Source organism: Ruminococcus sp. OM04-4AA, from assembly GCF_003462585.1.
GTDB classification, from domain to species: domain Bacteria; phylum Bacillota; class Clostridia; order Lachnospirales; family Lachnospiraceae; genus Mediterraneibacter; species Mediterraneibacter faecis.
In genome coordinates, this window is the sequence record NZ_QTZH01000064.1 from 1 (window position 1) to 12606 (window position 12606).

Consider the following 12606-nt stretch of genomic DNA (forward strand, 5'->3'; position numbering starts at 1 on the left):
AATCAGTTCACCATGTCGTTATTGTTATACTGTGTTATGAAATTTTCTTTCCCTTATTTTTTCCCATATTAAGAATTCATGAAAGCTAATGGGAGAATATAACACAAAGGAAAGAGTAAGGGAAAGCTCACTTGCTACAAACTTAGTATTTTCAAGGGTTTGCGAAGAATTTGATAATCAAATATAACAGTTATTTAAATTTCCTAAAATAAGTGCAATATCAACTTGAATTTCTGGATGAGTATAATATGCGGAAAATAAACTTAACTCCATCTTAAATATAGTGCTGAGTTTCACTGCCATTCTTTAACACCATTTTCACCACACCAAGCAATGCTGCAAACAAAACACCAGCAACCGGCCATACAATCCATGTAATATCCCAGCTCATCGTCCAGAAGCTCCATGCAAGGTAAATCGCTGTAGTCAAGCACCAATATACACCAGAAAACGTGTCAGTCTTTTTCTTAAACAGTTTTTCTTCTTTTGTATATTCGCCTTCCTGAAGAAGGGTATCGTAACTGCTTTTTACCATCCCAACACGAACCAACAGATTCACTCCTATTGCAAGTATGAATAGCAGTAATCCGACGGAAAGACCACAGTAATAGTCGGACGCTTCCATAGACCCGGCAATAATTGTCGGAATCACTGCCAGTATACAAAGCACTACCCCAGCAGCTGTTCCTCTGATAAAAATTGGTTCATAGGAATCTTTTTTTTCTCGTACCATTCCAGATACACCATACTCTGTTTCAAAGCATTCTTTTTCAAAATGTTCCATATGTGATTCACGCATTCCATATGTAATAAACAAAAAGACGGCTGCCGCAACCATTCCAAGCAAAAAAACACATCCAAATACTGTTGCCAGAGATTCCGAAACATGAAATACGCTATCTTCTGCCATTGTCACAAGAACAATCAATAATATTGGACTTAAGATACACATACTTGCTGCGTTTGCCACTACTTTGGATCCATTTCTTTTCATGTCAAGAAATTCATTTGCATTCTCCATAGTTACTTTTTTCAACGGTTCTGCATAGCTTTCAGTACTTTCGTGATAGGTGATATTTTCTGCTTGCATTTCATCTTTTAATAGGTAATCTGTACTAACACCAAATAGCTCCGACATCTGTAAAATTCTTTGCAAATCTGGAACAGCTCCTGCACTTTCCCACTTAGATACTGCCTGTCTGGATACGCCCAACTGATTGGCTAGTTCTTCCTGTGACCATCCATTCTTTTTTCTTTCCTCTGTAATCTTATCAGCTAAAATCATTTTTTCCTCCTTTTGCAGATTTTATGAGCTAAATATAACAGTTTTGCTGTTTGCATTCCACCATTTCAGGCTGTAAATCTGTCAACCAGCAGTTGCAAATCACAAAAGGACTCTATGAATCCCGATTTTCCAGCAATACAAGCAGGAAATTATTTATCATCTGTATTTGTTTATTCCTTTTTTCATAAATAAGCATCTCCTGCAAACAATAATTTATTTTAATAAATATTTTTTAAACGCTTTATGATTATCAAAGTGGACTTCTCTAAAAAACAGAACTAACCAAATAATATAGGTTGGTATAGCCATATATGGAGTTAAAAAGCAGGATAATATTGCTCCTGCCAACATTATAACAGTCCATATGAAGCACTGATTTCTTATATCACGAGAGATCTGAGCTTTATCATACATTGCCTGTTCTTCTTTAGAAAATGAATTAAATCCTGAAACAAATTTAGCTGCTTTTTCCTTAAAAATCGCAAATAACACACCTATAATTACAAATGGTATAACCAAAAATATACATGACCAAAATCCTATATTCATAATACATACCTCCTCTTAAAATACCAATTTCTCAATTTCAAAAACTGGAATTATCGGCATCATTTGTCATTCAAATCATATCACACAATCAGTCATATTTCTATTTCAATTTACTTAGTCAAGTCACTTCGCCCAGCTATAGTTTTTTAATCACTTTTTTCAAAAAAGACAAAAAAATAGAACGTATAGATTATTTCCATACGCTCTATCACACATTTCATATTAACTATCTGCCTGTCTAACCGGCACTCTGACCGGTACTGGTTCTGGCATCAGTCCCGGGATCAGACGATTCATAAAATCTTTGATCTTCTTCCCTGCTTTTGTATTGATCCATCTATAATATTGTTCTATTGTCATACTGTTCTACCTCCTATTCAGGTCTCCTATCATAAGTAAATGATCTGCATTTCTGCTATATATACCCATGCCATATTATTCTTTTCTGACATGGCTGTATTTTATCAGATGATTTTCTTTTTGTCAGTGCATTTACCGCTTATTTTAGAATTGTTTATACTTCTTTTATGAAGTTTTGAACACATTTATCTTTGTCATCATTTGACATAGGAGCAATCTGATTTTATAGAATTTTCATTTCCCCACATTTGCCACATTCTCCCAGATATGTTATGATTGTAACTGTTCTATTGTGATTCGTTTTTGCATCGGTCATGATACTGATTAACACAGACAAGATATCTTTCAGAATAAGAACAAGAATATCAGAAATGGGGAGTTTATATGTTATCTACATCGAAAGAACCTGCTGCAAAGGAGAAGGACTCTACTGCGAAAGAACTTTTCCAATGGCTGATCGCCATTTTAGCAGCTGTTGCTATTGCTTTATTTGTTGATAATTTTCTAATCGTCAATGCACAGATCCCTTCCGGTTCAATGGAAAACACCATCATGACCGGAGATCGTGTGGTTGGTAACCGGCTTTCTTATTTAACCAAGGATCCTGAGCGTTATGATGTAATCATTTTTAAGTATCCTGATGATGAAAGCCAGCTTTTTATCAAGCGTATCATCGGACTGCCTGGTGAAACCGTGGAGATCCGTGACGGTCACATCTACATTGATGGCTCTTCTGAACCGCTCGAAGATGTAGAGACGAAAGAATACATGGTCGGAAATTATGGTCCTTATACCGTACCGGAAGGATGCTATTTTGTGATGGGAGATAATAGAAATGATTCGAAAGATTCCCGCTACTGGATTAATCCATATGTATCCAAAGATAAGATTCTTGGGAAAGCAGTCTTTCGTTACTGGCCAATTACAAAAATGAAAACAATTAAATAATTTTCAAGGGCAGATCTGACTCATACGAGTTAAATCTGCCCTTACTATTTACATCTTATAACAACCTTTTTCAGAAATCACAAAATCCATCCGCAGATCATGTTCCTCCACCGGAATTTCGTCTACAAGCAGTTCCTCCCTGCAAAGCGCTGCTTTCACACAATGCGTCTTTTCCAGATATCTGTCGTAATATCCACCTCCGTGACCAAGGCGTCTTCCGCTTCTATCGCAACTGATACATGGAATGAAAGCAAAATCAATTGCTTCCGGCTGAATCAATCTTTCCGGGGCTTCTTTTGGTTCAAGGATTCCATATGCACCTGGATGTAACTCTTGTAATGAATGGATTTCGTATACGTTCATAATTCCTTTTTCCATACACTTTGGCACTCCAAGACGTTTTCCTGATTGAAGAATCGCCTGCAATACAGAAAATGTATCCATTTCTTTTCCGGTGCTTACATAACAGAACACGCAGCCTGCACTCTGATATTCTTCCAGTTTCAAAATGCTTTCTGTAATTTTTCTGTCTGCTTCTTTTCTGTATTTTTCTGTTGTAAAAGAAAGTTTTTCTTTTATTTTTCTTCTTAATTCTTTCTTTCGAATTATCTTCTCTTCTGTTTTTCTTTCCAATTCTTCCACTCTTTTCTCTGTTTGTCTTGTTTAACCGTTTTCTTCACACTATTCTTCTTCGACAGATTCAATCAACAGGTGATCCAGATTTTGCATGTCTGCTTTTCTGATCCCATATTTTCCCTCTTTATCTTTTTCTACATGAAGAACAATTTTATTTGGTTTTCCGTAATTCAACCCTTTCTTTGCCGTCTGACTTAGAACCTCATAATAGATCTGATAGATTTCTGTCTGCATCTGTGTTTCTTCTGGCATAGCCTGTCCATTCATCACATCGTTTGAAACTTTTGTAGCATATTCCTGTGCCTTCTCCTGAAATTCAGCATAAGTATCCTTCAGCAATGTGATTGGTTTCACTGTAAGAACAACCTGATAAGTTCCATTTTCTTCCCTGGTTGCTTCTCCTACAGTATAAGATGTCTTCTTTGCAAGATCTGCAAACAGTTCTCTATATTCTCCTGCCATCTCATCCGTCATTACATGCTCCGGAAATTTTTCTATTGTATAATCCAGATTATCTTCGAAAATCTGTTTTGCTTCTTTCTCGGAAATGCCGGTCTGTTTTATATAGGATTCTGTTTTCTGCTTATAAGATACATCTAAAAATGCCTGTACATATTCCTGTGGATCAAAACGGTTTATGTAACAATAGATTATTGTTGCTGTTGCTGCGACAATAATTGCAACCATTATAATTCCGACTATAAAATACTTCTTTTCTTTTTTTCCTGACATCACTTTACTCCTTTTCTAACTGTAATTTGAATAACTTATTTGTAACTGTTCAGAGCCAAGCAAAATTTCAAAAACAGGTATAAAATGCTTGCATTTTTAAAACTGTTTTTGAAATTTTATTTGGCGGATACGCCACACCGACGAAATGCGTAGCATTTTGGAGGTTGGCTCTGAACAGTTACACTTAGTTTATTTCTGTCACAGTATAGCATGATATCAGTTCACATTTTGTAGAATGATGTCGCCTGTATGCAACGCTTTTCAGATGGAAGAACGAAAGTCGCATGCATGCAACACTTTTCAGATAGCAAGAAAGAGATACGTAATCGCATCTCTTTCTCCTTGCAGACTTGTTTCTTTTGTCTGCTTTCTCTTTCATTTACAGATCAAATCTGATCTTGATATATGCTTTGATTTCTTCCACGCATTTCTGGAATCCAAGTTTTCCGCTGTTCAGGCACAAGTCATAGTTTCTTGCATCTGCCCACTCGTGTCCTGTATGGTAACGATAGAAATCACCGCGAAACTTATCCGTCTTCTCGATGTATTTCTTCATTTCTTTTTCTGTCATGCTGTTACGCTCCATTGCACGATCAAGACAGAATTTCTCATCTGCATGAACAAACACACTGACAACATTCGGATTGTCTTTCAGAACATAATCTGCACATCTTCCAATGATTACGCAGGATTCTTTCTCAGCAAGATCTTTGATGATCTTTGCCTGATAGTTGAAAATATTTTCTTCTGAAACAAAGCCTTTTTCTTCCGGTGAAAGAAGTTCTCCATCGTATGGACGACTGAGGATCTTGAACCAGCCGGCTCCTTTCATCTTCTCATCACTCATACCGAAGAGTCTCTCGTTAATTCCGCTTTCCTCGGATGCCATACGCAAGATTTCTCTGCTATAACAGTTGATTCCAAGCTCTTTTGCAAGCATAGCTCCGATTGTCTTACCACCGCTTCCATACTGTCTCGCCATTGTAATTACAATATTGCTGCTCACCCGAATCGCCTCCTATTCTCCTAAATATGCTTTCTTAACTGCTTCATCTTCCAGCAGGTCTTTTGCATTTCCTGACATTGTGATCTTACCAGTCTCAAGAACATAGGCGCGATCTGCGATAGAAAGAGCTTTCTTTGCATTCTGTTCTACAAGAAGTACTGTTGTTCCACTCTCACTTACTGCCTGGATAATATCAAAAATCTCATTTACAAAGATTGGAGAAAGTCCCATAGAAGGCTCATCCATCAGAATAATCTTCGGTTTAGACATCAATGCACGTCCCATGGCAAGCATCTGCTGCTCTCCACCACTGAGTGTTCCGGCCATCTGATTTCTTCTCTCTTCCAGACGTGGGAATCTCTTATAAACATTTGCAAGACTCTCTTCGATCTCATTTTTATCTTTTCTTGTATAGGCGCCCATTTTCAGGTTTTCATAAACACTCAGTTCAGCGAAAACTCTTCGTCCTTCCGGAACGTGAGCCATTCCCATAGACACGATCTTATGCGCCGGAATCTTTGTGATATCAGTTCCTTCAAACATAACAGAACCTTTCTTTGGAGAAAGAAGTCCTGTGATTGTATGAAGTGTTGTTGTCTTTCCGGCTCCGTTTGCGCCGATCAGTGCAATAACCTCTCCCTGATTTACCTCAAAGGAAATGCCTTTGATTGCCTGGATCATTCCATAATATACTTCTAAGTCTTTGACTTCAAGCATTGCCATTGTTATCTCCCCCCTATTCTCCCAGATATGCCTTGATTACCTGAGGATCATTCAGTACATCTGTTGTCTTGCCCTGTGCAAGTACTTCACCGAAGTTGAGTACTGTCAGCTCCTCGCAGATACCACTTACCAGTTTCATATCATGTTCGATCAGAAGGATTGTCATATGGAACTCATCTCTTACGAAACGGATCATATCCATCAGTTCTCCTGTCTCGTTCGGGTTCATTCCTGCTGCCGGCTCATCCAGAAGAAGAAGCTTTGGATCCGTCGCAAGTGCTCTGGCAATCTCCAGTTTTCTCTGCTGTCCGTAAGGAAGGTTTGCAGCCTTATATGACGCAAACTTCTCAAGATCGAATACCTTCAGAAGCTCCATCGCCTTTTCATCCATCTCTTTTTCTACCTTACGATAATTCGGAAGTCTTAAAATCCCTTCAATCGTTGAGTAATGATGATGATTGTGAAGTCCTACTTTAACATTATCAAGAACAGTCAGTTCTTTGAAAAGACGGATGTTCTGGAATGTTCTTGCAATTCCGGCCTTACTGATCTCAATATTTTTCTTTCCTGTAAGATCCTTTCCGTCCAAAAGAACCTTTCCGGAATCCGGTTTGTATACACCAGTCAGAAGGTTGAATACAGTTGTCTTACCGGCACCGTTCGGTCCGATCAATCCGTAAAGTTCCTCTTTCTGAATCTTAAGGTCAAAGTCATTTACCGCACGGAGACCACCGAAAGAGATTCCAAGATTTTTTACATCTAATAATGTACTCATTCTTACTTAAGCCTCCTTTTTCTTTCCAAAATGAAAATACTTCTCTCTCCACTCGATTGCCTTTGGTGCCCAGTTAAAGAGCATCATGATGATCAGAACGATCGCATAGATCAACATACGGTAATCAGACAGTCCACGGAGAAGCTCCGGAAGGAGTGTCAGGATAACTGCTGCAATAATAGATCCACGGATATTTCCGATTCCACCGAGTACTACAAAGACAAGAATCGTGATGGACATATTGTATCCAAAGTTGTTTGTATTTGCTGTCAGTGTTGACAGGTTGTGTGCATACAGAACTCCTGCTGCACCGGCCATAGCTGCTGAAATTGTAAATGCCATGAGTTTATATTTTGTAACATTGATTCCGATAGACTCAGCTGCAATTACATTATCACGAATTGCCATGATCGCACGTCCGTCTCTGGAATTAACCAGATTCAGTACGATAAATAATGTCACCATGATCAGGATAAATCCGATCAGGAATGTTGAATCCTTCGGAGTTCCTGTGATTCCCTGAGGACCGTTCAGGATAACTGTTCCGTCCGGATCCATGTCAAGTGCCATAACGTCCTTTGTTGCAAAATGAAATCCTTTGGAATCCTTTCCAATATAAAGAACATTTACAAGGTTCTTAATGATCTCACCGAATGCAAGTGTAACGATTGCAAGGTAATCGCCTTTCAGACGAAGTACCGGGATTCCGATGATAACACCGAAGATTGCTGCCACTACAACACCGATCAAAAGTGCAAGCAGAAATCGTACAATCGAATTCTCGATCACATCTCTCATACATTTTGAGAAAAATGCACTGGAAAATGCTCCCGCACACATAAATCCGGCATGCCCCAAACTAAGTTCTCCAAGAATACCTACTACAAGGTTCAGAGAAACCGCCAGGATAATATATGTACAAAGCGGAACAAGAAGTCCTGTCAGAAGACTGGAAATACTTCCTGTACTACTCAAAGTCTGCATCACTACGAAAGCTACAATCACGATCGCATAAGTGATGAGATTACTTTTCTTTGTTTTATTCATATTCTTCAACATAATTCCATCCACCTACACTTTCTCCTGAATCTTCTTGCCCAGAAGTCCTGTAGGCTTCACAAGCAACACAACAATCAGAACTGCGAACACGATCGCATCTGCAAGCTGGGAAGAAATGTATGCCTTACTGAGTATCTCGATGATTCCCAAAAGAATTCCTCCGATAAATGCACCCGGAATAGAACCGATTCCTCCAAATACTGCTGCAACGAATGCTTTGATACCCGGCATCGCACCTGTGTATGGTGTCAGGCTCGGGTAGGTAGAACACAGAAGCACACCGGCTACTGCTGCAAGTCCGGAACCAATCGCAAATGTAAGAGCAATTGTTGCATTTACATTGATACCCATTAATTGCGCTGCGCCTCTATCCTCTGATACTGCACGCATCGCCTGTCCTGGTTTTGTCTTCTGAACAAATGTGATCAATGCGATCATAATAACCACACAAACTACGATCGTAACAATTGTCTCTCCTGCAATATTCAGCTTGCCATCTGCAAGTGAAAGTCCGCTCCACTTGATCACTGATGGGAATGTCTGTGCATTCGCACCGAAGATCAGAAGTGCTACATTCTGAAGCAGATAACTGACACCGATCGCTGTGATCAGTACGGCAAGTGAAGATGTTGCATTACGAAGTGGCTTATACGCTACACGCTCCATCAGAACACCAAGTACTGTACAGGCAATGATTGAAATCAGGATTGCCACCCAGGTAGGAAGTCCTGCCTGCTTCATTGTGATCAAAGCTACATATGCACCGATCATGATCACATCACCATGTGCAAAGTTCAACATCTTGGCGATTCCATATACCATTGTGTATCCAAGCGCGATCAACGCATAGACACTGCCAAGACTTAGTCCATTTACTAAATATGAAATAAAGCTCATATCCGTCCCTCTCATCCTTTTTATATTTTTGTAAGGTACTACTTTAACCTTTTAAATTGAATTGATTATAGCATAATTATTTTCTCGTATCAATACAAAAAACAGAATCCGCTCTGTTTTCCTGTGTTATTTTTTGACTTTTGCAAGAAAAAAGACAACATTTTCCGTTTTTTCTATCTATACCTAAAAATACTGTCTTTTTCTTCTTTCGCGGATTCTTATTTACAGACTTTTATGAAATAATCCAAGTACTGTTGTCAGATCTTCAATCCTCATCTGTCCCGGTGCAGATACTTTCCCAACTGCTCCAAATGTCAGTGCAGAACCAAAGACTTCTCCACAGAGACGGCTGATCACACCTGTTCCTGACATAGACATTGTAATGATCGGACGATCCGCATACTCGCTTGCCATCTCTTCTGTCGCTGCAAGAAGTGTAAGAACATCTTTCTTATTCTGTGGCATCACAGCGATCTTCGGAATATCTGCTCCAAGATCCTGCATTTTTCTTAAACGGGATACGATTTCCTCTTTTGCCGGAGTTTTATGGAAGTCATGGTTAGAAGCGATCACTTTTACTCCGTTTTCATGTGCTATCTCAACAACAGCCTTCACTACATCATCTCCTGTAAATGCTTCAACATCTACCAAATCAACAAGTCCTGTCTTCGCCGCATTCTGATTCAGTTCAACATAAGCCTCTGTCTCGATTGCTTTCTCTCCACCTTCTTTGGATGTGCGGAATGTGAAAAGGATCGGCATCTCCCCAAGCACCTCACGAAGTGCCTGCATTGTCGCCTCTGTCTTTGTAAAATCAAAGATATTTTCATACCAGTCAACACGCCACTCAACAACATCAGCCTTTGTTGACTTGATATTCTCGGCTGCTGCAAGAATCTCTTCTCTTGTTACGCCAACAATAGGTACACAGATTTTCGGGATTCCAGCGCCAATTTCAATATTTCTTACTTTTACTGTATTCATGATTTTTCCCTTTCTTAAGCTTCTTCCGAATTCTTCAGAAGCACACCATATCTTACATTTATAAAAAGTATAATATAAATAATAGCACAAAGATAGAACAGCATGCTATAGAAAATTCACAAGCTTGAAACTATGGCCACACCAACGGAAAAACATCTTGTAAATCAAATGACTAACACTGCTCCTAAAAGAAGTCCCCCGGCAGAAACGATGTCTGTCGGGGGGACTTCTCCTATTCTTTTAATGTATCTACAAAGAGTGTTGCTGCTCTCTGTATTTTTCTAAATGAATTTGATAGATCAATTATTCAGCAGCATCTTCTGCCTGAAGTACCTGATACTCTCCACTCTTAACAACAACTACTGTAGGCTCTTTTGTAGGCTCTCCATCCTCTGACCATGTGATGCTCTTTCCAGTAAGTCCATCATATGTGATCTCTGTCATACCTTTTTTAAGTGCGTCACAGATATCTGATACGCTCTTATCCGGTGTAACATCTTCTTTCTCAGCTGCTGCTTTGATTACGTATACACAGTCATAAGCATCTGCTGCGACTGAATCGGTGTGTCTCCAAATGCTTCTTTGTAATCAGCAACGAATTTCTGTGTTGCTTCGTCTGTAGCATTTGCTGTAAATGGTGTAAGGAACATTAAGTCTTCTGCAAGACTTGCGTCAAATCCATCAAGATCAAGGATACCGTCCATACCGTCACATCCGAACCACTTCGGTGTAAATCCTGCTTTGTTTGCCTGAGCAAGAATCAGAGAAGCTTCCTGATAGTAAATTGGAAGGAATACAAGTTCAGCACCTGCATCTTTTGCTTTCTGGATCTGTACAGAGAAGTCTGTCTTGTTATCTGCTGTAAATGCTTCTGCTGCTACAACATCAAGGCCTTTTGCCTTTGCCTCTGTCGCAAATGTCTGATAAATTCCTGATGAATATGTGTCAGAGCTGTTATAAATGATTGCTACTTTTGTTGCAAGCTTGTTCTCTGCAATGTAATCTGCTGATGCGCTACCCTGGTTAGGATCTGAGAAACACATACGGAATGCATTGTCATACTGGATACTGTCTACTGCTGTAGCAGATGGTGTCAGCTGGAACATGTTATCTGAATGAGTCTCCTCAACAACTGCTGTACAAGGTGTAGAAGTTGTTGTTCCGATCAGTGCCTGCATTCCCCAGTCTTTCAGAGTATTGTAAGCATTTACAGATTTTTCTGAATCTGCCTGATCGTCTTCAAACTTATATTCGATCTGCTTTCCATTGATTCCGCCTGCTGCGTTGATCTCATCTACTGCAAGCTGAATACCATTCTTTACAGCTGTCCGTAGATTGCTGCATCTCCTGTTGTAGGTCCGATACCACCAATTTTAAAAGTGTCAGAATCGGATGAGCCTCCGCTCTTATTTCCTGAACTTCCACATGCTGCTAATGATACTACCATAGCTGATGCAAGCATTACACTTGCTGCTTTTTTCCACATCTTCATAATAATAATCTCCTCCTCAAAACGAATTGATATTCTTTATGAGTCATATATTAGACCGCGAAGGAGTGATTTGTCAAGCAAGAAACAGAGTACAATCTGTTTTTTAGCTATATTCGTTAAATATGGTCAAGTGATGTTAAAATACATCAAGTTTGTTGTATCTATCAATCTGATATCTTAATACATTTCGTTCTATGGAAAAATTTTCACTAAACATATCTTCACCTTACCAATACATCTTTGCTTGTGATATTTTCTCCCGGAAAGCGAAACCATATAAAATCATTATGACTGACACCATGTGTCTTTCGTACTATTTCATATGGATTATACTCTTTAAGTCCCAGATGTTTTAAGATTTCATCAATATCAGGCCTGCCTTTTTCAAAGCATCTTAATTCTAAGATCTTGCCTAACTGATAACGAGTCATCTTCTTCTCTGCAAATAATTGTCGCCCTGGATTGTCTGAAAAGCGTGATACAATAACATTTTTCTTTTTCACATATACTCTGGCCGTAATTTCATCTTTCCAGTATACTTCAAAAGTAAATTCATCCATGAAATTTTCTTTTTTAGTCCTCTTCTCATAGCACGCTATCATCTTACTTGCAGTCATAATATCCCATTCTAAGTCTTGTATCTCATTTGACAAATGCTCAATTCTTAACTGAATATTTTCTATATCTGCTATCTTTCCCGGAATAACTGGAGACAGATATCTGCTTTTGACCTTTCCATCTTTACGTTGTTGTGCATAATAATATAATTCGCCATGAATTTTCTTTATTGTAATGTTTTGCTTTTCCGTAGAAATTTCTTGTAATTCTTTTTTTCTTAATATCCAACTCCTTTTTATAAAGTGCTTCTTGATATTTTAACATTCTGTAAGTTTGTTGTATCTCCATAGTTCATCACCCATTATTATTGTAACCTATATTTTATTCTTTTCAACATGTGTAGGTTACTTAATTTTGCAAAGAAAAAAACAGCGCTTTCGCACTGCTTCTCATTCCTATCTATATATCATGTACCTTCAAAACTACATACAGTAAAACCAACATCATCATCCAACCTATCACTGCTTTGGTTATGCCCTCGACCTATTAGTAACAGTCAGCTCCATGTGTTACCACACTTCCACCTCTGCCCTATCTACCTC

General features: G+C 38.8%; 13 protein-coding genes and 2 pseudogenes. 1 reads left to right on the forward strand and 14 read right to left on the reverse strand.

What is annotated here, in order from left to right; all coding sequences use genetic code 11:
- Positions 1-274: 274 nt before the first annotated feature.
- From DXB52_RS13395 to DXB52_RS16225, 3 genes are all read right to left on the reverse strand, one after another.
- Positions 275-1285 carry a helix-turn-helix domain-containing protein gene (locus tag DXB52_RS13395; RefSeq protein ID WP_117542380.1) on the reverse strand — a complete coding sequence of 337 codons (1011 nt, stop codon included), beginning with the start codon at positions 1283-1285 and terminating at the stop codon, positions 275-277.
- A 213-nt stretch (positions 1286-1498) separates the two neighbouring features.
- Entirely contained in the window at positions 1499-1834 is a 336-nt protein-coding gene (locus tag DXB52_RS13400) for a DUF3784 domain-containing protein (RefSeq protein WP_117542381.1), read from the reverse strand.
- A gap of 222 nt (positions 1835-2056) precedes the next feature.
- The gene (locus DXB52_RS16225; RefSeq protein ID WP_181966494.1) at positions 2057-2194 is read right to left on the reverse strand and encodes a hypothetical protein; all 138 of its coding nucleotides are present in this window, start codon (positions 2192-2194) and stop codon (positions 2057-2059) included.
- A gap of 384 nt (positions 2195-2578) precedes the next feature.
- Here DXB52_RS16225 and lepB point away from each other — a divergent pair, with 384 nt between their 5' ends.
- Positions 2579-3142 carry a signal peptidase I gene (gene lepB, locus DXB52_RS13405; protein WP_117570092.1) on the forward strand — a complete coding sequence of 188 codons (564 nt, stop codon included), beginning with the start codon at positions 2579-2581 and terminating at the stop codon, positions 3140-3142.
- Positions 3143-3190: 48 nt separating this feature from the next.
- Here the strand turns inward: lepB and DXB52_RS13410 are convergent, their stop codons facing one another.
- The 11 genes and pseudogenes from DXB52_RS13410 to DXB52_RS17460 all read right to left on the reverse strand — a co-directional run.
- The gene (locus tag DXB52_RS13410; protein WP_472520234.1) at positions 3191-3784 is read right to left on the reverse strand and encodes a 5-formyltetrahydrofolate cyclo-ligase; all 594 of its coding nucleotides are present in this window, start codon (positions 3782-3784) and stop codon (positions 3191-3193) included.
- Between the two features lie 39 nt (positions 3785-3823).
- Positions 3824-4510 carry a hypothetical protein gene (locus DXB52_RS13415; protein ID WP_118107747.1) on the reverse strand — a complete coding sequence of 229 codons (687 nt, stop codon included), beginning with the start codon at positions 4508-4510 and terminating at the stop codon, positions 3824-3826.
- Positions 4511-4889: 379 nt separating this feature from the next.
- On the reverse strand, positions 4890-5516 hold the full coding sequence (locus DXB52_RS13420; protein ID WP_330677492.1) for a cytidylate kinase-like family protein: 627 nt from the start codon (positions 5514-5516) through the stop codon (positions 4890-4892).
- A 12-nt stretch (positions 5517-5528) separates the two neighbouring features.
- Positions 5529-6239: an ABC transporter ATP-binding protein gene (locus DXB52_RS13425; protein WP_015528709.1), complete on the reverse strand. Its 711-nt coding sequence runs from the start codon at positions 6237-6239 to the stop codon at positions 5529-5531.
- A 13-nt stretch (positions 6240-6252) separates the two neighbouring features.
- On the reverse strand, positions 6253-7014 hold the full coding sequence (locus tag DXB52_RS13430) for an ABC transporter ATP-binding protein (RefSeq protein ID WP_117542384.1): 762 nt from the start codon (positions 7012-7014) through the stop codon (positions 6253-6255).
- 6 nt (positions 7015-7020) lie between these two features.
- Positions 7021-8073 carry a branched-chain amino acid ABC transporter permease gene (locus DXB52_RS13435; RefSeq protein WP_117875253.1) on the reverse strand — a complete coding sequence of 351 codons (1053 nt, stop codon included), beginning with the start codon at positions 8071-8073 and terminating at the stop codon, positions 7021-7023.
- Between the two features lie 12 nt (positions 8074-8085).
- Positions 8086-8970 (reverse strand): branched-chain amino acid ABC transporter permease, encoded by an 885-nt coding sequence (locus tag DXB52_RS13440; RefSeq protein WP_118107749.1) that lies wholly within the window; start codon positions 8968-8970, stop codon positions 8086-8088.
- A 222-nt stretch (positions 8971-9192) separates the two neighbouring features.
- A complete protein-coding gene (gene aroD, locus DXB52_RS13445; RefSeq protein ID WP_147343376.1) occupies positions 9193-9954 on the reverse strand; it encodes a type I 3-dehydroquinate dehydratase in 762 nt (253 codons plus the stop codon).
- A 303-nt stretch (positions 9955-10257) separates the two neighbouring features.
- Positions 10258-11440: pseudogene (locus DXB52_RS13450) on the reverse strand (ABC transporter substrate-binding protein).
- Positions 11441-11667: 227 nt separating this feature from the next.
- A complete protein-coding gene (locus DXB52_RS13455) occupies positions 11668-12099 on the reverse strand; it encodes a hypothetical protein (RefSeq protein ID WP_207661763.1) in 432 nt (143 codons plus the stop codon).
- Between the two features lie 63 nt (positions 12100-12162).
- Positions 12163-12318: pseudogene (locus DXB52_RS17460) on the reverse strand (DUF6788 family protein); the annotation flags it as partial.
- Between the last annotated feature and the right edge of the window lie 288 nt (positions 12319-12606).